Raw genomic sequence first — 19,915 nt, 5'->3', positions numbered from 1 at the left:
GCTCGACGTCAGTTGTCGATGGGTACCACCCAGCGCCGCAGGGCGTCGATCGTGGTTTCCGGTGAGGTGTTGAAGCACAACCGGATTCCGGGCGCTTGCTCGATGAGCAGATTGACCAGACGCTCGAACAGCAGGGTATGTTCAGCGGCCATCCGGACACCCGCCCCGATCATGGCAACCCGAAAGGTGCGCCCCTCGAGGCGGCCGCGCAGCTCTTCCTCAGCGGCATCGGGATCCGCGGGCAGCCGACAAGCGACCAGATCGAACCCCGCAGTCCGCAACGCGGCTTCCCCCGCGTCGATGCGCGCGGTCAACGTTGCCTCATCGAGCTGCGGATAGTTGCTGTAATCGACTTCGCTGGGATGCAGTCCGATCGACAGCACGGTCGCATCGCTCTGGTCGGTCTGGCTCATGGTGTCCTTCGTGCCGGTCGAGATCATGGACGGTGTCGCTTCCAGCATCCCCAGGATGGAGCGATCACGCCAGGATCAGGGCACCAGGACGGCCGCACCTGCGAATTGTCCGTGTGCCAGATCCCGTAGGGCGCAGTCTGCTTCCGCGAGCGGGTACGGGTGCACCGTGACATGCAGACGATGCGTGGTTGCGAAGGTGAGGAATTCGCGGGAATCGTGGCGGGTGTTTGCGGTGACCGAGCGGATCTCGCGTTCCTGGAACAGATGTCGCTGGTAGTTCAGGGGTGGGATGTCGGAGAGGTGGATGCCTGCGATGGAGAGCACGCCGCCGCGGTCCAGCGCCGCCATGGCGGGTAGCACCAGGTCGCCGACCGGGGCGAAGAGGATCGCTGAATCCAGCTGTACCGGAGGCGGTTCCGCTGCGCCTTGGGCGGAGGACGCGCCGAGTTCGAGGGCGAGGCGCTGGGCTTCGACGTCGCGGGTCATCACGTGGACTTCCGCGCCCTCGGCGAGGGCAACCTGCGCCGCGAGGTGCGCGCTGCCGCCGAAGCCGTAGATCCCCAGCCGGCCGCCCGGGGGGAGCGCGGCACGGCGTAGTGCCCGATAGCCGATGATCCCGGCGCACAGCAGGGGAGCCAGCTCGGTGTCGTCGTAGTTCGCGGGCAACGGCAGCGCGTAGGCGGCCGGGACCACCGCGAACTCGGCGTATCCGCCGTCGGCGTCCCAGCCGGTGTATTGCGAACGTGGACAGAGATTCTCGGCTCCGCGTAGACAGAATCGGCATTCTCCGCAGGTGTGGCGCAACCATGCGATCCCCACACGGTCACCGGTGGCGAACTCGGTTCCGGTGTCGGGGCCCAGCGCGGTCACCACGCCGACCACTTCGTGTCCGGGCACTACGCCGGGGCGATGTACCGGCAGGTCGCCCTCGGCGACGTGCAGGTCCGTCCGGCACACCCCGCATGCGAGTACCCGCACCAGCAGCTCGCCGGGGCCGGGTTGCGGCACCTCGACGCGCTCCATGGCCAGCGGCCGGTTGTCGATCGGCCCCGGCTTCGTCACCCGCCACGCACGCATCGAACCCATCGAACACTCCCTTCGCCGTCGCCTGGAAGCACATCCATTGTGAACGTTGCGCCGGGAGCGCCTTCCGGTCGCCCCCGGCTGGTCCAGCGGCCCGTGGATCGTTCGGACAGCCGGACCGGAAACGGCTCGATTGCGGACTAGCCCGCTTTCACGTTGCGCATGGTGACCAAGGCGGTGGCGCAGTGGGTTTCGGTGTCGTTCTCGACGGCGTAGAGGTCGGCGGCGGCGGTGGTGATGAGGGCTCCCGGCTTCAGGACTCGGCCTCGGGCGATGACGTGGGTGCCCTTGGCGGGGGCGAGGATTTTGACCGTGTAGTCGATGGTCATGTTGATCCAGCCGGGGTGGAGGAGGGTGCCGGCGGCCGAGCCTGCGGCGAAGTCGGCGAGGGAGCCGAGGACGCCGCCCTGGAAGTAGCCGTTGTGCTGGGTGAGTTCGGGGCGGTGGAGCTGGTGGAGGTCGGCTTCGCCGGGGGCTACCCGGGCGAATTCGAAGCCGAGGTGTTTCGCGGCGGGCATGCTGAGGACCACGGCGGGGACGAGGGTCGCGTAGTCGGGGTTGGGGGCTTCCCAGTTCTGCATGTCAGCTCCTGTGGGGTTCGGTGAGGTTCGCGGTCGGGGGCGACCACGGGGTGAATTCGTTCGCCAGGTAGCGGGTTCGGGCGGCGGAACGGCGGATCTTGCCGCTGCTGGTGCGCTGGACCTGGCCGGGGGCGGTGAGGACGACCGCGGCGGGGGCTATGCCGTGTTCGGTGAGGATGGCGGCTTTGACGGCGGCGATCAAGTCTGCGGGGTCCGCGGGGTCGGGGTGGCGGATCTCGTGGACGATCACCAGCTGCTCGCCGTCGCATCCGGGGACGGAGAACGCGGCGCAGACGCCGGAGGCCAGGATCGGGTGGGCGGATCGGACGGCCTGTTCGAGGTCCTGAGGGTAGTAGTTGCGGCCGCGAATGATGATGATGTCCTTGGAGCGGCCGACCACATAGAGTTCACCGTCCACCAGCAGGCCCAGGTCGCCGGTCCGCAGGAAACCGTCGTCGACGCCGAAGGTCCGGGCGGTGGCTTCGGGATTGCGCCAATAGCCCGCGGCGACGTGGCCGCCCGATACCCGGATCTCGCCGATACGGTCCGGTGCGCAGGGCTCACCGGTACCAGGGTCGATGATCCGGACGTCTTCGTCGGCCAAGACGCGGCCGGAACTCACCAGGGTCCTGGTCCGCCCACCGGTGGACGGGACGAAGCGGCGCTCCTCGAGGGCCGTCGAGTCCGCGTCGAGGAATCGTGGCCCGCTGCCGGGGACGCTGCCCGTGACCAGGAGTGTCGCTTCAGCCAGCCCGTAGCACGGGTACCATGCGCCGCGGTCGAAGCCGTAGGGGGCGAAGGCTTTCTCGAAGCGTTGCAGCGTGTCTGCGCGCAGCGGCTCGGCGCCGTTGAAGGCGACCCGCCAGCTGCTCAGGTCCAGATCGAGTTCGGCCGCCCCCGCGGCCCGGGCGACGCAGGCGTCGAAGGCGAAATTGGGTCCGCCGCTGGTGTGCGCCCGGTATCGGGAGATGACCGAGAGCCACAGCAGCGGCCGGCGGATGAACGCCGACGGCGACATGAGGACGCTGGTCGTGCCGATGTAGAGGGGTTGCAGGACATTGCCGATCAGGCCCTGGTCGTGGAAGAACGGCGCCCACCCGACCACGGTGCAGTCGCGATCGTGGCCGAAGCCGCGCCGGATCATCTCCTCGTTGGCGACCAGATTCCCGTGGGTGACCATCACGCCCTTGGGGGCCGCGGTGGAACCGGAGGTGTACTGCAGGAACGCCACATCGGCGCCGGATCGGAGCACCGGTTCGAATCCGGTTGCCGCCGTGGTGATCCGGTCGGCGGCGAGCCAGTGCGCGCCGGGGCACAGCGGTTCCAGCGCGGCCTGCAACGGCTCCAGGAACAGGTCGAGGGTCAGCACCGCGGCGGGCTCGCAGTCCCGCACGATGGACAGGGTCGCGTCCTGGATCCGGTCGCGCCGCGGCGGATTCAACGGCACCGCGAGAACACCCGCGTACAGGCAGCCGAAATAGGCGACGATGAACTCCGGGCATTGGGGGAAGATCAGCAGCGCGCGATCACCCGGCGCGCCGCGCTCGGCGAGTTCCGCGGCCACCGCGAGCGACCGGGCGTGCAGCTCGCCATAGGTGATGACCGCGGATTCCGCGCCGCGGTCGTCGAGGAAGATGTAGGCGGTGCGGTCCGGTTCGGTGGCGGCCCGCCGCTGCAGGATCTCGGGCAGCAGTGTCGGTTGCGGCATTTCGATTCCCTACCGTGCACCCTGGACCGCCACCGGCAGGTGTGCGAGTCCTCGGACGATGAAACTGTGTTCCTGCCAAGCAAATTCGTCGCCTAGCGGTGTCAGGTCGAGTTCACGCAATCCCGTGAAGGCTTCCTCCGCCAGCAGTTCGGCGAGCTGCCCGCCCAGGCAGCCGTGCAATCCGTGCCCGAAGGCCAGATGGCCACTCCCGCCGCGGATCAGATCGAAGTCGTCGGGCCGCTCGAACACCTCGGGATCCCGGTTCGCCGCACCCAGGCACACCATCACCTGATCGCCCGCCCGGATGATCTCCCCGCCCACCTCGACGTCCTTGGTGGCCAGCCGCTTGGTGAGTTGCAGCGGGCTGTCGTAGCGAAGCGCTTCGGTCACGGCGGTTTTCACCGTCGCGGTGCCGTCGCGCAGCAGCCGCGCCTGGTCCGGATGCCGGATGAGCGCCAGCGTGCCGTTGCCGATCAACGATTTGGTGGTCTCGTTGCCCGCGACGAAGGACATGATGCCCACGAAGATCAGTTCCTCGTCGCTGAGCGCGTCGCCACCGGCGGTGCGGGTGGCGAGCAGCCGGCTGATCAGGTCGTCGCCGGGCTCGCGCCGCCGCTGCTCCAGCACCTCGCCGAGCGCGTGCGCGAACTCCTCCACGACGTCGCGCACGCGAATGAAGTCGGCCTCCTGCATCAGGCCCGGCTCCAGCAGGAATCGAATGTCGTGGGTCCAGGGCCCGACTTGCTCGCGCAGGTCCGCGGGCAGCGCCATCCATTCGCACAGCACCGACACCGGCAGGGGAGCGGCGAGATCGGTGACCACATCCAGCTCGCCCCGCGACACAGCGAGGCCGAGCCGGCGCGCGGTGAACTCGCGCGCCACCGGCCGCAGCTCCTCCACGGCCGCCGCGGTGAAGACTCGATTCACCAGTCCGCGCAGGCGCGCATGGTCGGGATTATCGGTGAACACCAGCGATTTCCGACCCAGCCGAGCAATACGATCCACGTCGGTCTGCCCGAGCCGCTGCGCCTGTTCGGCGACCAGCTGCGGGATCAGTCCGGCGCTGAAGCTGCGGTCGGTGAGCACCGCCCGCACATCCTCGTGCCGGGTCAGCACCCACATGCCGAGTGTCTTGTGCACCGGCCGCTGCTCGCGCAGCGCGCGGTACATCGGGTAGGGGTCGCGCCGGAATTCGGCGCTGAACGGGTTGAATCGGGTACGGGCCCCCGAGGCCTGCCCGGTCATGCGGATTCCCCTCCCTCGCCGAAGAATCCGTCCGGATACGGTCGCATCACCAGCCGCAGCAGGGTGAGCTTCCCCATCCGGAATCCCATGGCCGACAGTGTCAGATAACGCAGGTAGCGGGCCACGACTTCGGGGCCGACGAGCTCGGTGGCCGCCGCCCGTTCGGTGCGCAGTCGCCGCGCCCATTCGGCGCAGGTCCACGCGTAGTCGAGACGGCCGGTGGTGACCGCGGTGATCTCGAACAGACCCTCCGCGGCCGCCGCGATCTCGGCGAGGGTGGGCAGCTCGGCGTCGGGGAAGATGTTCTGCTGCATGAAGGGATCGGCCTGGGCGGCGGTCATGTTCGCGTAGGCGATGGTCTGCAGCGAGAGCGCGCCGGTCGGATTCAGCCATTGCCGGCAGCGGGTGAAGAACTCGCGGTACACCCGGATCTTCTGTTCGGCCGGGTCGTCGGGCCGGGCGAAGTGCTCGAACGCACCGATGCTGATGATCCCGTCGAAGGTCGTGTCCGGCCGGTAGTTCAGCCAGTCCTCGACCCGTACCTCGACACCGGGATACTCCTGTGCGCGAACGTAGTCGGCCTGCTCGTCGCTCAAGGTCAGGCCGACCGATCGGCTCACGCCCCGCGACTGCGAGAGCTCGCGCAGGATCGCGCCCCACCCGCACCCGATGTCGAGGACGGCGCCGGCGGTGCGGGCGTCGACGGCGTCGAGGTGATGGCGAAGCTTGTTGGCCTGCGCGACTTCCAAGGTGTCGCCCGGCGTCTCCCGTAGCGCACAGGAGTAGCTGAGCGACGAGTCGAGCCAGAGCCGATAGAAGTCGTTGCCGACGTCGTAGTGGTGGCGAATGGCGGCGGCCGCGGCGTCGGACCGTTCGGTCACGGTCCGACGACTGTCGAGCGTGGCCATCGGTCAGGCCACGTCCGCGCTGACCTGCTGGTGCAGGTAGGCGGCGACCGCCTCGAGGGTCGGATGCCGGAACAGATCTTCCGGGGAGATGTCGACCCCGTAGCGTTCCTCGACCTCGATCAGCAGTGCGACCGCGAGCGCGGAGTCGACGCCGAGCCGGTCGAAATCGGCGGCGGGGTCGATCGCGTCGGCCGGCACTTCCAGCTGACCGGCCAGGTACTCCTGGCACCAGGTGACGATGTCGGCGATGCTCGTCGGGCGGGTATCCATCGTATGCCCCTCTCAGGCAATGCGTTTGGCGGAGATGCGTGCCCGCGAAGGCACTTTGAGGTCCCAGGCCAGGCCCGTCGCGGCGAGCGCGCGGATCAGCCAGTAGCCGGGGTCGAGCCGATACCAGTCCAGCCCGAAGGACGGCGATTCCGGGAAGGCGTGGTGATTGTTGTGCCACGATTCGCCCAGCGTCACCAGCGCGAAGATGCCGCCGTTGTGGCTGTTCTCGCGGGATTCGTAGGGCTTGGTGCCGAACATGTGCAGGAACGAATTGATCGCCCACACAATGTGTTCGAGGATGAAGATGCGGGCCAGCCCGCCCCACAGCAGTCCGCTGACCGCGCCGGTCCAGCTCATGGTGACCAGCCCGCCGATCACGGTGGGGATTAGCAGCCCGAGCGCGACCCACCAGTAGTACAGCCGGGCCACGCGCACCAACCGGCGATCCTTGATGAGATCGGGGGCGTAATGCACGATGTTGGGGTATTCGTGGCGGCGCATCCACAGGAAGTGCGAATGCGCCAGTCCGCGTACCGCTCCGGTGAATCCGCTGCCGGACAGGTTGGGGGAGTGTGGATCTCCCTCACGGTCACTGCATTCGTGGTGGCGGCGGTGCAGCGCCACCCACGAGATCACTCCGCCCTGACCGGCCATCGACCCCAGCACGGCGAGCGTCACGGCGACCGCGGGGGCCGCGGTGAAGGTGCGGTGGGTGAACAGCCGGTGGTAGCCGACGGTGATCCCGAGGCCGGTGAGCAGCCACATCGAGAACAGCAGGGCGAATTCCAGCAGGCCGAAGGGCCGGATCCACAGGAATGCCACGGCCGCCGCGGTTCCGGCGATAGGAAGAACGTCGAACAGCAGGAAATGCCGACGCTGGAGGCGATGGATGTAGGGATTGCTGATCGTCTTCTTGCGCGGCTCGGGTGTCCCGGTCGCGGCGCTCGAGGTGGTGGCCATGAGCCGATCCGTTCTTCCTATCGCGGTGGAAACTACTTGGCGGCCGCGAACGGCGAGTTGATGGTGGTGAAGTACTGGCCCGCCGCGAGAATCGCGACCGGCGCGGTGACCAGCAGCTGACCGGCGAGGGTGCCCAGGAAGCCGACGACGCTCATCCCGGCGATGCAGCCGGCGATGGCGCCGGGCACCGCGCCGAACATGGCCGACAGCGCGCCGGTGAGGACCGCGCCGCCCGCGCCGCCGAGCAGGCAGCCCACGCCCGCGCCGGCCATGCCGCCCACCAGGGTGCCGATGGTGGCGCCGGTGCTGATGGTGGTGACCATGCGGTTCCAGGCGGCCTGCTCGCGCTCGTACTGGCTCTTCCACGGAGCCTGGTCCTCGTACGGGAGGGCGACCGGCTGGTACGTGGCGTGCTCGGCGTCGAACTGGGGGGTCAGGACCGCGGTGCGGTCGGTGATCTCGGCGGCGATCGGGAAGACGTAATCGTCGACCCGGAAGGACAATTCGGCGCCGCCGATCAGCTTGCCGGCCACGTCCTTGATCTTGAAGACGCCGTCCTCGACGGCCAGCGAACCGGCGTCGGTCCGGATGGTCATCGACTTGTCGGTGGTGGTGGCGGCGTAGTTGACGGCGGCCTCCTCCGCGTGCGCGGTGGGGGCGGCGGAGACGGCCAATGCGGCGGCGAGCACGGTCGTCGCAGCGGTTTTCCTCATCGGTTTTCTTTCTTCTCGGGTGGTGACGGGGGGTCTGAGGCGGTCAGAGGTCCAGGACCAGGACCTCGGATCGGGCACGGGAGACGCAGAGCATCATGGTGTTGCCGCGCGCGCGTTCCGCGGCGGTGAGGATCTCGTCGCGGTGGTCGATCTCGCCGCTGAGGACGGTGGTTTCGCAACTGCCGCAGGTGCCTTCGCGGCAGGAGGTGACGATGTCCACCCCGGCCGCTTCGAGGACATCGGCGATCGAACGCCGGGCCTCGATGCGATAGGTGGCGCCGGTGCTGTCCAGACGCACCTCGAAGGGCCGGTTCACCGTGTCGGCGGCGGCCGGGCGGGCGGCGAAACGCTCGGTGCGGATGGTCATTTCGCGGGCGGCGGCCTGCTGTTCGATCGCGGCCAGCATGGGTTCGGGGCCGCAGCAATAGATTTCGGCCTGCGCGGCCTCGTCGAGGATGCGGGGCAGCGGCAGCAGCCCGTCGACGTCCTGCGGCACGAGCGTGACTTCCGGGTGGCGTGCGGCGAGCTCATCGGCGAAGGCCATGTGGGCCCGGCTGCGAGCGCCGTAGTACAGCCGCCACGCAGCGCCGGCGGCTGCAGCGGCCGCGATCATGGGCAGGATCGGGGTGATACCGATCCCGCCGGCGATGAACACATACGAGGGTTGTGGCGTCAGCTCGAAGTTGTTGCGGGGCAGCGAAACCCGGAGTTCCGTCCCCGGCAACGCGGTGCGGTGCAGGTGATCCGAACCGCCGCGTCCGTCCCGCTCGTGCAGGATCGCGATCCGCCAGTGTCGGTCGTCGCCGGGATCGCCGCACAACGAGTACTGCCGCACTCCGGCGTCACCGGCGCGCACATCGATGTGCGCACCCGGCGACCACGCCGGGAGCGGGCTGTCGTCGGTAGTCGCGAGTTCCAGCGAGAAGACATCGTCGGCCTCGTCACGGCGGCGGACCACTCGCACGGGAAATTCGGTCATGTCCGGCCCCTGTCGAATATCGAAACCCGGTCGTCGTCGCCACAACCCTCACCGAGGTTCGGCCGCCGCGCAGGGTTGCTACGTCGACTCGATTCGTCCGATTGGCGTTCACTATCGCCACGGTTCCGCGGCCCGGATCTGTCCCAGACTGACCCCGTGACTTGTATGCCGACAGTGGTCGACCAGGCCTGAAGGAGCAGTGGTGGCGCGGTTATACCTGGATGCGATCTCCAAGCGATTCGCGGGGACCGATGCGGTGCGGGCGGTGACGCTGGATATCGCCGACGGGGAGTTCCTGGTCCTGCTCGGGCCGAGCGGATGCGGGAAGTCGACGCTGTTGCGGTTGATCGCCGGCCTGGAGGAGCCTACCGAGGGCCGAATCCTGCTGGACGGCACCGACATCTCCGATGAGCCGCCGCAGCGCCGCGACCTGGCGATGGTGTTCCAGAGCTATGCGCTCTACCCGCATCTGACGGTGGAGAAGAACATCGGATTCCCGCTGCGTTCGCGGCGGCAGCCGCAGCGCACCATCGCCGCGCGGGTCGCCGAGGTCGCGGGCGTGCTGGGTCTGCGGGAGCTGCTGGATCGGCGCCCGGCCGCGCTGTCGGGCGGCCAGCGGCAGCGAGTCGCCTTGGCCCGCGCCATGGTTCGCGACCCGGGGGCCTTCCTGATGGACGAGCCGCTGTCGAATCTGGACGCCAAACTGCGCAGCGCCACCCGCGCTGAACTGATCGCCCTGCACCGGCGGCTGGGCGCGACGTTCGTCTACGTCACCCACGACCAGGTCGAGGCGATGACCATGGCGACCCGGATCGCGCTGCTCAACGGCGGCCGGATCGAACAGGTCGGCACGCCCGAGGAGCTCTACGACCGCCCCCGCTCCACCTTCGTGGCCGGGTTCCTGGGCTCCCCGCCGATGAACCTGATCGACGCCGAGGTGCGCCCGCACATCGACGGGCTGCGGGTCACCGCCGAGGGCATCGACGCGGCGCTCGGCATCGATGCCGAGGAGGCGATCGACAGCGCCATCTCCACCCGCGTCATCGTCGGCATCCGCCCCGAACGGCTGCGAATCACCCGCGATATCAGCGCGATTCGCGGCCAGGTGACGATGGTGGAGAACCTGGGCAGCGAGGAGCTGATCCACGTCCAGGTCGGCGACACCGTGCCGGGCGAGGCGAATCGTCCCGTGGTCGCCCGGGCCCCGCGCCCGGCCGGGGTCCGGGTCGGCGAAGCCATCGGTTTCGCGGTCGACCCGGCCGACATCCACCTCTTCGACCCGGCCACCGGCCTGCGCCTGACCTGGCAGCAGCCGAGCTCGGACGCCCCGCTCGCCGCGGATGCCGCCACCGCCGTTCCCGTCCCCTGATTTTCACCCCCTGATGAGGAGAAACACCGTGAAACGCACCGTGCCCCTGCTGGGCCTGGTGACCACCGCCCTGGTCGCGCTCACCGCCTGCGGCCTCGGCGCCACCGGCGAGACCGAGTCCACCACCACCGCCGCGAAGATCCCCGATCTGGCTCCGGGCCAGCAGGTCTCGATCGTCTTCGAGTCCTACAACTACGGCCTGGCCGGCGCCTGGACCGACACCTTCAACGCCCTGATCGCCCAGTTCGGCGCCGAACACCCGAACATCAAGGTGACCGCGCAGAAGCCGCAGGGCAACAGCCCCAACCCGACCACGGACACCATCTCCAGCATTCAGAGCCAGATCGTGGCGGGCAGCCCGCCCGATGTCGCCCAGCTCGGTTTCAGCGACCTGGATTTCACCATCCACCAGCTCGGCGCCAAGCCGCTGGACACCCTGGTGGGTAAGCAGGAGGTGCAGCGCAATTTCGACGGCGCGCGCTACCCCTTCGCGCCCAAGGCCCGCACCCTCAGCGATTGGGACGGCCACACCTACGGCGTCCCGTTCGTGCTGTCCACGCCCGTTCTCTATTACAACGCTTCGCTGTTCGAGCAGGCGGGCCTGAATCCGGCCACGCCGCCGACCACCTGGGCGCAGGTCGCCGAGGCCGGCAAGGCGATCGCCGAGCACACCGGCAAGGGCGGGGTCTACATCGACTGCCTCACCAAGTCCGCCAAGGACTGGTGCTTCCAGTCGATGGTGCGCTCCAACGGCGGCCGCGTGATCTCCGAGGATCGCGCCAAGCTGGCCTACGCCGATCAGCCCGTGGTCGAGGTGGCCAAGATGGGGCAGCAGCTGGTCGCCACCGGCGCCATGCCCAAGCTGGACCAGAAGCAGGGCTACGAGGCCTTCGCCCGCGGTGAGATCGGCATGATCCTGGAGTCCAGCGCCATCCAGGGCACCTTCATGACCGGCGCGAAGGGCAAGTGGGACCTGCGGTCGGCGGCCATGCCCAGCTTCGACGGCAAGTCCACCATTCCCACCAATTCCGGTGCGGGACTGCACATCCTGTCCAACGATCCGGCCAAGCAGCGCGCCGCCTGGGAGCTGATCACCTTCCTCACCAGCGAGGCCGCGTACACCAAGATCTCCCAGGGCATCGGCTACCTGCCGCTGCGCACCGGCCTGCTCGAGGACGCCAACGGCCTGGCCGCCTGGTCGAAGGCGAACCCGCTGCTGACCCCGAACGTGGCCCAGCTCGACCGCATGGAGCCGTGGATCTCGATGCCGGGCAACAGCTATCTGCAGATCCGCGACGGCATGATGGAGGCGGTCGAGTCCATCGTGTTCCAGGGCAAGGATCCGCAGTCCACGCTCACCGCGGCCCGTGAAGCCGGCGCGAAACTGCTTCCGTGATGTTCGTCCTGGAAGCGCCGCAGGAGAGCGGTACCGCTGTCCCCGAACAGGTTCCGGCGCGCCGCCCCGGGCGTCGCCGCCTCCTGCGGCGCGCCGTGCCCTACCTGTACCTGGCCCCCGCGCTGAGTCTGCTGGTGCTGTGGACCTATCGTCCGCTGGCGCAGGCCTTCGAACTGTCCACGCTGTCGTGGAACCTGTTGCCGACCTCACCGATGCGGTCGGTCGGCGCGGCGAATTACCAACGGCTGCTGGAGCTGCCGTCGTTCAGCGGTTCGATCTGGCGGACGGTGGTGCTGATCGTCGGGTTGCTGCCGTTCACGGTGCTGCTGCCGGTGCTGATCGCACTCGCCAGCCGGCGGGTGTCGGCCCGGGCCCGGACCGCCTACCAGGCGTTCGCGTTCGCGCCGTTCCTGGTGGCCCCGGTGGCGGCCGCGGCGGTGTGGCGCTGGCTGCTGCATCCGGGCTCGGGTGCGGTGGACCGGGTGCTGGGCACCGACCGGAACTGGGCGTACGACGCGAAAGCGGCGCCGTGGGTGATCATCGCCATCACCGGATGGCATCTGCTCGGCTTCGCCATGCTGGTGGTGTGGGCCGGATTGGCCGGCATCAGCACCGATTACGACGAGGCGGCCCGGGTCGACGGCGCCGGTCCGCGGCAGATCTGCCGCTGGATCACGCTGCCGTTGCTCTCGCCGACCCTGTTGTTCCTGGTGCTCACCACGGTCCTGCTCAGTCCCACGCTCACGTTCCCGCTCATCGACTCGATGACCCAGGGCGGTCCGGCGCAGGCCACCACCAATATCTATTACCTGCTCTGGGACTACGCGTTCCACAGCTTCGACGCCGGGCTCAGCGCCGCGGCGGGGGTCTTGCTGTTCGTCGGCTTCGGCGTCGTCGCGGGCGCACTGGTGTGGATCTCGGAAAAGGTGGCGTTCCATGATGATTGACCGTCTGCGCGTCCTGGGCAGCCACGTCCTGCTGATCGTCACCGCGGTGGTGTGCGTCTTCCCGATCTATTGGCTGTTCGCCACCGCGCTGCGCCGCCCCGAGGACGTGACCTCGCTGTCGCCGGTGCCGTGGCCGATGTCGCTGGCCAACTACGGCGACGCCGCGCACAAGGTGGACATCGCCGGCCTGGTCGCCAACACCTTCTTCGTGGCGGCCCTGTCGACGGCCGGGCAGCTGCTGGTCGCGCTGCTCGCGTCCTACGCGTTCGCCATGTACACCTTCCCGCTGCAGCGGGTGCTGTATCTGGCGTTCGTCGGCACCTGGCTGGTGCCGTTCCAGGTCACCATGCTGCCCAACTACATCCTGCTGAACCGGCTGGGCCTGGTGGATTCACTGGTGGGCGTGGTGTTCCCGACGTTGTGCTCGGCGCTGGCGCTGCTGTTGCTGCGCCAGCACATGTCGGCGTTCCCGAAGGAGCTGGTGGCCGCCGCCAAGATCGACGGCCGCTCCTCGTGGTCGATCCTGTGGACGGTGGTGGTGCCGAACCTGCGGCCCGCCCTGGCCGCGCTGACCATCGTGCTGTTCATCAATGCCTGGAACGAGTACTTCTGGCCCGCGGTGCTGTTGCGCCGCTCGAACAGCGTGCTGCAGTTGGGGTTGCGCAGCTTCATGGGCACCGAGGGCGAGCAGTGGGGGCCGATGATGGCGGTCGCCAGCCTGGCCTGCCTACCGGTGCTCGTGCTGTATCTGCTGTTGCAGCGCCAGATCGTCAACGCCTTCGTGCGCTCGGGACTGAAGTAACTCCCCGGCAATTCCTTTCGACCGTGTGATCCGGTCGCCCCCCTGTTGATTCGTGCGCGCTGGATTCGGCGCACCCGTGGAATGGAGAAGACTATGCAACTCACCGTGCTCGGCTGCCGTGCCGGAATGCCGGCGGACGGCCAGCCCAGTTCCGGCTACCTGGTAGATACCGGCGGCAGCCGGGTGCTGTTGGACTGCGGTCCCGGCATCGCGACCGCGCTCACCGCCGACCGGAATCCGGCTGCGCTGGACGCGGTGATCATCAGCCACCTGCACATCGATCACTGCTACGACCTGCTGCCGCTGGGCAAGATCCTGCTGGCCCCCTACGCGCTCGCCAAGTACCCCGGCTTCGAGTCCTGGTACGCCGACCTGCCGGACCGGATGCCGTTGATACCGCTGTATGTTCCCGCCGGCGCGCGCCCGGTACTGGAGACCCTGGCCTCCGCGCTGACCACCGAGTCGCTGCCGATCCTGGATCGAGTCTTCGAGGCCGCCTTCGACATTCGCGAATACCAGCCCGACGACATCGTGACCATCGGCGAGAGCACCTGTGAGTTCATCGCCCTGCCGCACGCCAAACCCAATTGCGGACTGCGGATCTGCGGTCCGGACGGCTCGCTCGCCTACACCGGCGACACCGGGGTCTCCGACGCGCTCGAACGGCTCGCCGCCGGAGTGGACCTCTTCCTGGCCGAGGCCAGCCTCGAGCAGACCGATCGCAGCGCCCACGGCCACCTGTGCGCCGCAGACGCCGCCCGTGCCGCCGCGGCGGCCGGAGCGCGCGAACTGCTGCTCACGCACCTGCCGACCGGTGACGAGGTGTGGCGCAAGGCGCGATTGGACGAAGCGGTGCAACTGTTTCCGGGCCCGGTGGAGCTGGCGCACCCGGGGATGGTGCGTGAGATCGGCGCCTAGTCGAGCGGGGTGGGCGCCGCGGTTGTATCGCCCATAGTTCATTTCGCCGTTCGGCGGGTTCACCCGTGGTTATTCGGGCCGGATACGCTGAGCTGCATCCCGAAGGGGAGGTGAACATGGAGCTCAGACTCCTGGCGTCCTTTGTTGCCGTCGCGGAAGAACTACATTTCGGCCGCGCGGCAGCCCGACTACATTTGGCCCAGCCCTCACTCAGTCAGCAGATCCAGCGACTGGAACGCAGTGTGGGAGTCCAACTGGTGGAGCGCAGCTCACACCAGGTCAACCTCACCCCGGCGGGCGAGGTACTGCGCGATCTCGCCCGCAATATCCTCAGCCAGACCGAAGAGGCCCGATCCACCGTGCGCGAGGTGGCGCTCGGCCGGGCCGGCACCCTGCGGATCGGCTACAACTTCGCGGCCGGGCAGCGCATCCTGCCCAGCGCGCTGGCGCGGATGAACGCCATCCTGCCCAACGTCACCATCAATATGATCGAGCAGCGCACCGGACCGCAGCTGGCCGCGCTGTCGTCCGGGGCGCTGGACGTGGGGCTGGTGTACGGCCGTCCCGCGGCCACCGAGTTCCACAGCCGGCCCCTGCTGCAGGTGCCGCTGGTGGCGGTGGTGGGCCGCGGGCACAGCTGGGCGCGGCGGTCGAGCACCTCGTTCGCCGAGCTGGCCTCGCAGTCCTGCATCCTGTTCGAACGCCAGCAGTGCCCGGCCATGTACGACGCCATTCACCATGCCGCCGAGCGCAGCGGGATCAAGCTCAATATCGAGCACCAGCTCGATGATCCCAATGCCACCGCGATCATGGTGTCGGTGAAGCCGATGGTGGGGTTCGCGTCCTCGGTGCGGGCGGGCGCCGCGCCCACCGTGGGCCACAGCCAGACCGTCACGGTGGCGCTGCACGATCCGGTTCCGACGGTGGAACTGTGCGTGGTCTGGCGCGCCGATGATACCCGCCCGATCGTGCGCTCGTTCCTGGGATGCATCGAATCGGCGCGGCCATTGGATTCCGCAATCAAGCTGGAATCCCGTCTGGCGCAATAGGAATCGCCAACCGTGCGTGTGGATTATCGGCGTTGCCGACCGGTCCGTACGCCGTGAGACTGGATTCGTGATCGGCGAACTGGTCATCTGGTGTGACTTCGGTGGCGTGCTCACCGACCCCGTGGCGGAGGTGCTCGAGCGGGTGGCCGCGCAGTGTGCGGTGCCCGCCGGCATCCTGCTGCGGGCCTGCTCGGCGGTCGCGGCCGAATTCGGCGGCGATGAGCTCGCGCCCCTGGAGCTCGGAGCGCTCGGCGAGGCCGAGTGGGGCCGGCGGGTGACCGCACAGCTGACACCGGCCTGGCCACCGGCCGCCGATCTCGGCCGATTCAGCGAATTATGGTACGGCGAACGCAGTTTCAACGGTGAACTCTACGACGCCCTCAGCGGCCGCCTCGACGCGGAGTGCCGGCTGGCAATGCTCACCAACAGCGTGCGCGAATGGGAACCCTACCGCGCCAGGCTGATTCCCGAATCCGCCGGGTTCGAGGCGATCGTGCGATCCCACGAACACGGCGTCCGCAAACCCGATCCGCGCATCTTCCGCATCGCCGAGCAGACCCTCGGCGTCCCCGCCGCGCGCTGCCTGCTCATCGACGACAGCGCGCGCAACTGCCGTGCCGCCGAAACGGCGGGCTGGCAGGCGATTCAGCACTTCGGCAATACCGAAACTCTCGAACAGCTCGACCGGGTCCTGGCCGCGAGGTAGCGACCGGCGCCGCGGGCACCGAGCGTCGAATCATCGAATCTTCAGGTGGTTACCTTGTTGCTGTCCACATCCGTCGACGATCACGGTCTGTCGGCGATCTCTCGAGGCGATATCGAAGCCGACGCCCTGCCCGACGGGGCCGGACTGTTCCACGTGGTCGCCGAGGGCGCGCGGCTGCGCCCCGCCCGCGCGGTGCTGTGCCGCCACACCGGGACCCGATGGGTCGACGTCGACTTCGCCGGATTCCACAGCGACGTAGTCGAATTCGCCGAATTCCTGCTCGCCGCCGGGGTCGAGCACGGGGACCGGGTGGCGGTGCTGGGGCGCAACAGCTACGAGTGGGTCGTACTCGACTACGCCGCGCTGAGCATCGGCGCGATCGTGGTGCCGGTCTATCCCACCGCCTCCGAGCAGCAGATCGACCACCTGCTGGCCGATTCCGGCGCGGTCTACGGTTTCGCCGAGACCGCCGAACAGCGTGAGCTGCTGACCCGGCTGGGTTCCCCGCGGTGGCGGATGCCGGTCCGGCTGCTCACCGACCCGCCGGTCCGCCCCGACACCGCGCGGTCGCAGTCCTTCGCCGAGCGCAGCGCCGCGGTCCGCGCCGACGACATCGCGACCATCGTGTACACCAGCGGCACCACAGGAATGCCGAAGGGCTGCGTGCTCACCCATCGCAATATGTTCGCCTCCTCCGGGAACACGGTGCGGCACCTGCCCGAACTGTTCCGCGCCGAGGACGCGGCGACCCTGCTGGCGCTGCCGCTCTCACACATCTTCGGACGTACCGTGCTGCTGGCCTGCCTGCACGGCGGCACCCGGACCCGGCTGCTGGCCGGCATCCCGGATCTGCTGGACGCGCTGCCGGAGTTCCGGCCGACCTTCCTGGCCCTGGTGCCCTACGCGCTGGAGAAGATTCGCAAGCGCTGCCGCGTCGCCATCGGCGCCGAGGCCGACCGGGTGGCCGTCGAGTACGGCCGCGCGCTGTTCGAGGCCGACGCCGTGGATCCGGAGCTGGCGTCGGCGCACCGCGCCCACCACGACTTCGAATTCGCCGCCGTCCGTGAGATCTTCGGCGGCCGGTGCCGCTATGTGATCAGCGGCGGCGCGTCCCTGGACGCCACCACCGACGCCTACTACGCCGGGGTCGGGATCCAGATCCTCGGCGCGTACGGGCTGACCGAGTCGGCGACCGCGGTGACGATCAACCAGGTGCACGCCAATCGGCACGGCAGCGTGGGCCGCCCGGTGCCGGGCACCACCGTGGCCATCGCCGCCGACGGCGAGGTGCTCGTCGCCGGGGCGAACACCTCGCCCGGCTACTGGCCCACCGATGCCACGGTGGCCGAAACCGTCTTGCGCACCGGCGATCTCGGCAGACTGGATGAGGACGGATACCTCTACATCACCGGCCGTCGCAAGGAGATCCTGGTCACCAACGGCGGCAAGAACGTCGCGCCCACCCCGCTCGAGGACCGGGTGCGCCTGCATCCCTTGGTGAGCAACTGCATCGTGCTGGGGGAGGCGCGCTCCTACGTCACCGCACTGGTCACGCTGGATCCGGTGGCGCTGGAGAGCTGGGCTCGTGACCGCGAACCGGCGGTGCCGCCGCAGGAGTGGACGCGCCATCCCGAGGTGGTGGCCGCGGTCGCGACCGCGATCGAGGAGGCGAACGGCCTGGTGTCGCAGGCGGAGTCGATTCGTGAGTTCCGTGTGGTGTCCGGCGATTTCACGGTCGACAACGGTCAGCTCACGCCCTCGCTCAAGCTGCGCCGGGCGGTCATCGAACAAGCCTACGCCGCGGATATCGCCGCGCTCTATGCGCCGCGCCCCTCCGCATGACAGTGGCGCACGACTCACTCTTCTAATCGAAATCCGCAATCGCACAATGCGATTCGAGTCTCGGACCTTGAGAGCCTCCCGGTGGGGCTTCGAGAATCAACATGTCGAATTCACGGCAGTTAGGGAGAATTTTCCATGTACGACGTGATCGTGGTCGGCGCGCGCTGCGCGGGCTCGCCCCTGGCCATGCTGCTCGCCCGCAAGGGTCATCGCGTGCTGGTGGTCGACCGATCGACCTTCCCCAGTGACACGGTGTCGACCCACTACATGCACCAGGTCGGCGTGGCGCGGCTGAAGGCCTGGGGCCTGCTGGACAAGCTGGTCGCCTCCGGCGTCACCCCCATCCGCCGGTTGAACTTCTCCTACACCGGCATCACCCTGCGGGGCTTCGCCGAGGTCGAGGGCATCGACGAGGTGTACGCGCCGCGGCGCACCGTGCTCGACACCCTTCTGGTCGATGCCGCCCGCGAGGCGGGCGCGGAGGTGATCGAGGGCTTCACCGTCACCGGCCTGGTGCGCGAGGACGGCCGTGTGTGCGGCGTCAAGGGCAACCTGGCCGAGGGACCCGAGCAGGAATTCCGGGCCGCGTTCGTGGTCGGCGCGGACGGCCGCAATTCGACCGTCGGCGATCTGGTCGAGGCCGAATTCCACACGGTGCGACCGGCTTCCTGCTTCGTCTACTACAGCTACTACGACGGCCTGGACTGGGAATTCCACCACTGGACCGGCATGGACAAGCAGCAGTTCGGCGCCTGGCCGACCAACGACGACCAGCACCTGGTCACCGTGATGCGCCCGCTGGACCGCTTCGCCGAATTCCGCACCGATGTGGACGCCAACTTCCAGCAGGTCTTCGACCAGATCCTGCCGGAATTCGGTGCGCAGCTGCGCGACAACGGCAAACGGGCCGAACGACTGCGGTCCATGCGCTACCCGGACAACTACTACCGCCGCTCGACCGGACCGGGCTGGGCGCTGGTCGGCGACGCCGGTTACCACAAGGATCCCTTCACCGGCTGGGGCATCTCCGACGCCCTGGTCTACACCGAGGTGCTGGCCGAGCAGCTGCACGCGGGCCTGTCCGGTGAGCGGCCCATCGACGAGGCCGCGGCCGAGTACGAGAGCATCCGCGACGAGCGCAGCCTGGACACCTTCAACTTCACCTGCATGATCTCCGAGCTGAAGGCTCCGCCCTTCTACGAGACCGCGTTCCGGGCCGCCGGCGCGAGCGAGCTGGGCCTGACCCAGTTCTTCCGCCTGATCGGCGGCGGGTTGCACGGCAAGGAGTTCTTCGCCCCCGAGCACCTCGACACCCTCTACACCGCCGCGGGCACCCCGGCGGGGGAGCGGATGTACACGGCCGACGAATCCTGATCGCCCCAGCCGAATCGGAGACACCACCATGGCGACCATCAGACTCACCACGCTCGGGGACAGCTTCGTGGAGGGCCGCGGCGACGCCGCACCCGGCGGCGGCTGGCACGGCTGGGTGCCCCGCCTCGCCGACATGCTCTGGCTGCCCGCGGATTCCGTGCGCAACCTGGGCGCCTACCAGGCCACCACCCAGGATGTGGTCGATCACCAGCTGACCCGCGCCCTGGCCAACAAGGCGCCGGTGATCGGCGTCGTGGTCGGCGTCAACGACCTGGTCGGGGATTACGACCCCGACCGCTTCCGGCGCAATCTCACCGCCATCTTCGACCAGACCACCGGCATGGACACCGTGGTGTTCACCACCACCTACGCCGACATCCCGGCCAATCTGCCGGTGCCCGAAACCTTCCGGGCCCTGCTGCGGGACCGCTTCGCCCGGGCCAACGACGCCCTGCGCGAGACCACCGCCCGCACCGGGGCCCTGTGCCTGGACGTCACCACCGTGCCCGAATGGGCCGACCCGGCCATGTGGTCGCCGGACGGCCTGCATCCCAGCCCGCGTGGACACGAGTACTTCGCCCGCTCGGTCGCCGAGCTGCTGGCGCACACGACCGGGATGGCGCTGGCCGCGGCCTGACCCCGGTCATTCAGA

Annotated in this window: 20 protein-coding genes; 10 read left to right on the top strand and 10 right to left on the bottom strand. The window is 68.7% G+C overall.

What is annotated here, in order from left to right:
- Positions 1-8: 8 nt before the first annotated feature.
- The 10 genes from ACYVKL_RS06340 to ACYVKL_RS06295 all read right to left on the bottom strand — a co-directional run bounded on the left by ACYVKL_RS06340 (position 9) and on the right by ACYVKL_RS06295 (position 8,860).
- Positions 9-440 (bottom strand): hypothetical protein, encoded by a 432-nt coding sequence (locus ACYVKL_RS06340; protein ID WP_379169078.1) that lies wholly within the window; start codon positions 438-440, stop codon positions 9-11.
- Positions 441-488: 48 nt separating this feature from the next.
- Positions 489-1,490: a zinc-binding alcohol dehydrogenase family protein gene (locus ACYVKL_RS06335; protein WP_379169852.1), complete on the bottom strand. Its 1,002-nt coding sequence runs from the start codon at positions 1,488-1,490 to the stop codon at positions 489-491.
- Between the two features lie 146 nt (positions 1,491-1,636).
- Positions 1,637-2,077 (bottom strand): PaaI family thioesterase, encoded by a 441-nt coding sequence (locus ACYVKL_RS06330; protein WP_379169077.1) that lies wholly within the window; start codon positions 2,075-2,077, stop codon positions 1,637-1,639.
- Between the two features lies 1 nt (position 2,078).
- A complete protein-coding gene (locus ACYVKL_RS06325) occupies positions 2,079-3,785 on the bottom strand; it encodes a fatty acyl-AMP ligase (protein ID WP_379169076.1) in 1,707 nt (568 codons plus the stop codon).
- Positions 3,786-3,794: 9 nt separating this feature from the next.
- Positions 3,795-5,030, bottom strand: a complete 1,236-nt coding sequence (locus tag ACYVKL_RS06320; protein ID WP_379169075.1) for a cytochrome P450 — start codon at positions 5,028-5,030, stop codon at positions 3,795-3,797.
- Positions 5,027-5,911 (bottom strand): class I SAM-dependent methyltransferase, encoded by an 885-nt coding sequence (locus ACYVKL_RS06315; RefSeq protein ID WP_379169073.1) that lies wholly within the window; start codon positions 5,909-5,911, stop codon positions 5,027-5,029. The genes ACYVKL_RS06320 and ACYVKL_RS06315 overlap by 4 nt, the downstream gene beginning before the upstream one ends.
- Before the next feature lie 30 nt (positions 5,912-5,941).
- Positions 5,942-6,208 carry an acyl carrier protein gene (locus ACYVKL_RS06310; RefSeq protein WP_379169071.1) on the bottom strand — a complete coding sequence of 89 codons (267 nt, stop codon included), beginning with the start codon at positions 6,206-6,208 and terminating at the stop codon, positions 5,942-5,944.
- Positions 6,209-6,220: 12 nt separating this feature from the next.
- Positions 6,221-7,168: an acyl-CoA desaturase gene (locus tag ACYVKL_RS06305; protein ID WP_379169070.1), complete on the bottom strand. Its 948-nt coding sequence runs from the start codon at positions 7,166-7,168 to the stop codon at positions 6,221-6,223.
- Between the two features lie 32 nt (positions 7,169-7,200).
- On the bottom strand, positions 7,201-7,881 hold the full coding sequence (locus ACYVKL_RS06300) for a DUF8020 domain-containing protein (protein WP_379169068.1): 681 nt from the start codon (positions 7,879-7,881) through the stop codon (positions 7,201-7,203).
- 43 nt (positions 7,882-7,924) lie between these two features.
- The gene (locus tag ACYVKL_RS06295; protein WP_379169066.1) at positions 7,925-8,860 is read right to left on the bottom strand and encodes a PDR/VanB family oxidoreductase; all 936 of its coding nucleotides are present in this window, start codon (positions 8,858-8,860) and stop codon (positions 7,925-7,927) included.
- A 202-nt stretch (positions 8,861-9,062) separates the two neighbouring features.
- On the opposite strand from ACYVKL_RS06295, the gene ACYVKL_RS06290 reads away from it, so the two are divergent.
- The 10 genes from ACYVKL_RS06290 to ACYVKL_RS06245 all read left to right on the top strand — a co-directional run bounded on the left by ACYVKL_RS06290 (position 9,063) and on the right by ACYVKL_RS06245 (position 19,900).
- Positions 9,063-10,229 carry an ABC transporter ATP-binding protein gene (locus ACYVKL_RS06290; RefSeq protein WP_379169064.1) on the top strand — a complete coding sequence of 389 codons (1,167 nt, stop codon included), beginning with the start codon at positions 9,063-9,065 and terminating at the stop codon, positions 10,227-10,229.
- A gap of 28 nt (positions 10,230-10,257) precedes the next feature.
- Complete coding sequence (locus ACYVKL_RS06285; RefSeq protein ID WP_379169063.1) at positions 10,258-11,625, top strand: ABC transporter substrate-binding protein; 1,368 nt, start codon at positions 10,258-10,260, stop codon at positions 11,623-11,625.
- Complete coding sequence (locus ACYVKL_RS06280; protein ID WP_379169850.1) at positions 11,625-12,572, top strand: carbohydrate ABC transporter permease; 948 nt, start codon at positions 11,625-11,627, stop codon at positions 12,570-12,572. The genes ACYVKL_RS06285 and ACYVKL_RS06280 overlap by 1 nt, the downstream gene beginning before the upstream one ends.
- Positions 12,562-13,374, top strand: a complete 813-nt coding sequence (locus ACYVKL_RS06275) for a carbohydrate ABC transporter permease (protein WP_379169061.1) — start codon at positions 12,562-12,564, stop codon at positions 13,372-13,374. The genes ACYVKL_RS06280 and ACYVKL_RS06275 overlap by 11 nt, the downstream gene beginning before the upstream one ends.
- A gap of 93 nt (positions 13,375-13,467) precedes the next feature.
- Positions 13,468-14,292: an MBL fold metallo-hydrolase gene (locus ACYVKL_RS06270; RefSeq protein WP_379169059.1), complete on the top strand. Its 825-nt coding sequence runs from the start codon at positions 13,468-13,470 to the stop codon at positions 14,290-14,292.
- 116 nt (positions 14,293-14,408) lie between these two features.
- Positions 14,409-15,341, top strand: coding sequence for a LysR family transcriptional regulator (locus ACYVKL_RS06265; RefSeq protein ID WP_379169058.1), 933 nt, complete (start codon positions 14,409-14,411; stop codon positions 15,339-15,341).
- Positions 15,342-15,408: 67 nt separating this feature from the next.
- Positions 15,409-16,047 carry an HAD-IA family hydrolase gene (locus ACYVKL_RS06260; RefSeq protein WP_379169056.1) on the top strand — a complete coding sequence of 213 codons (639 nt, stop codon included), beginning with the start codon at positions 15,409-15,411 and terminating at the stop codon, positions 16,045-16,047.
- 45 nt (positions 16,048-16,092) lie between these two features.
- On the top strand, positions 16,093-17,889 hold the full coding sequence (locus tag ACYVKL_RS06255; RefSeq protein WP_379169054.1) for an AMP-dependent synthetase/ligase: 1,797 nt from the start codon (positions 16,093-16,095) through the stop codon (positions 17,887-17,889).
- A gap of 135 nt (positions 17,890-18,024) precedes the next feature.
- On the top strand, positions 18,025-19,263 hold the full coding sequence (locus ACYVKL_RS06250; protein ID WP_379169052.1) for an NAD(P)/FAD-dependent oxidoreductase: 1,239 nt from the start codon (positions 18,025-18,027) through the stop codon (positions 19,261-19,263).
- Between the two features lie 28 nt (positions 19,264-19,291).
- Complete coding sequence (locus tag ACYVKL_RS06245) at positions 19,292-19,900, top strand: SGNH/GDSL hydrolase family protein (RefSeq protein ID WP_357199543.1); 609 nt, start codon at positions 19,292-19,294, stop codon at positions 19,898-19,900.
- The last annotated feature ends 15 nt before the right edge of the window (positions 19,901-19,915 follow it).

The sequence above is a fragment of the Nocardia tengchongensis genome (assembly GCF_054781395.1).
This window is presented reverse-complemented; position numbering and strand designations above follow the sequence as displayed.

Excerpts from the sequence above, each read along its gene's own strand:
- ACYVKL_RS06340 (WP_379169078.1), bottom strand. The coding sequence starts at position 440 with ATGATCTCGACCGGCACGAAGGACACCATGAGCCAGACCGACCAGAGC.
- ACYVKL_RS06335 (WP_379169852.1), bottom strand. The coding sequence starts at position 1,490 with ATGCGTGCGTGGCGGGTGACGAAGCCGGGGCCGATCGACAACCGGCCG.
- ACYVKL_RS06275 (WP_379169061.1), top strand. The coding sequence starts at position 12,562 with ATGATGATTGACCGTCTGCGCGTCCTGGGCAGCCACGTCCTGCTGATC.
- ACYVKL_RS06320 (WP_379169075.1), bottom strand. The coding sequence starts at position 5,030 with ATGACCGGGCAGGCCTCGGGGGCCCGTACCCGATTCAACCCGTTCAGC.
- ACYVKL_RS06295 (WP_379169066.1), bottom strand. The coding sequence starts at position 8,860 with ATGACCGAATTTCCCGTGCGAGTGGTCCGCCGCCGTGACGAGGCCGAC.
- ACYVKL_RS06325 (WP_379169076.1), bottom strand. The coding sequence starts at position 3,785 with ATGCCGCAACCGACACTGCTGCCCGAGATCCTGCAGCGGCGGGCCGCC.
- ACYVKL_RS06245 (WP_357199543.1), top strand. The coding sequence starts at position 19,292 with ATGGCGACCATCAGACTCACCACGCTCGGGGACAGCTTCGTGGAGGGC.
- ACYVKL_RS06300 (WP_379169068.1), bottom strand. The coding sequence starts at position 7,881 with ATGAGGAAAACCGCTGCGACGACCGTGCTCGCCGCCGCATTGGCCGTC.
- ACYVKL_RS06250 (WP_379169052.1), top strand. The coding sequence starts at position 18,025 with ATGTACGACGTGATCGTGGTCGGCGCGCGCTGCGCGGGCTCGCCCCTG.
- ACYVKL_RS06305 (WP_379169070.1), bottom strand. The coding sequence starts at position 7,168 with ATGGCCACCACCTCGAGCGCCGCGACCGGGACACCCGAGCCGCGCAAG.
- ACYVKL_RS06270 (WP_379169059.1), top strand. The coding sequence starts at position 13,468 with ATGCAACTCACCGTGCTCGGCTGCCGTGCCGGAATGCCGGCGGACGGC.
- ACYVKL_RS06265 (WP_379169058.1), top strand. The coding sequence starts at position 14,409 with ATGGAGCTCAGACTCCTGGCGTCCTTTGTTGCCGTCGCGGAAGAACTA.
- ACYVKL_RS06330 (WP_379169077.1), bottom strand. The coding sequence starts at position 2,077 with ATGCAGAACTGGGAAGCCCCCAACCCCGACTACGCGACCCTCGTCCCC.
- ACYVKL_RS06310 (WP_379169071.1), bottom strand. The coding sequence starts at position 6,208 with ATGGATACCCGCCCGACGAGCATCGCCGACATCGTCACCTGGTGCCAG.
- ACYVKL_RS06280 (WP_379169850.1), top strand. The coding sequence starts at position 11,625 with ATGTTCGTCCTGGAAGCGCCGCAGGAGAGCGGTACCGCTGTCCCCGAA.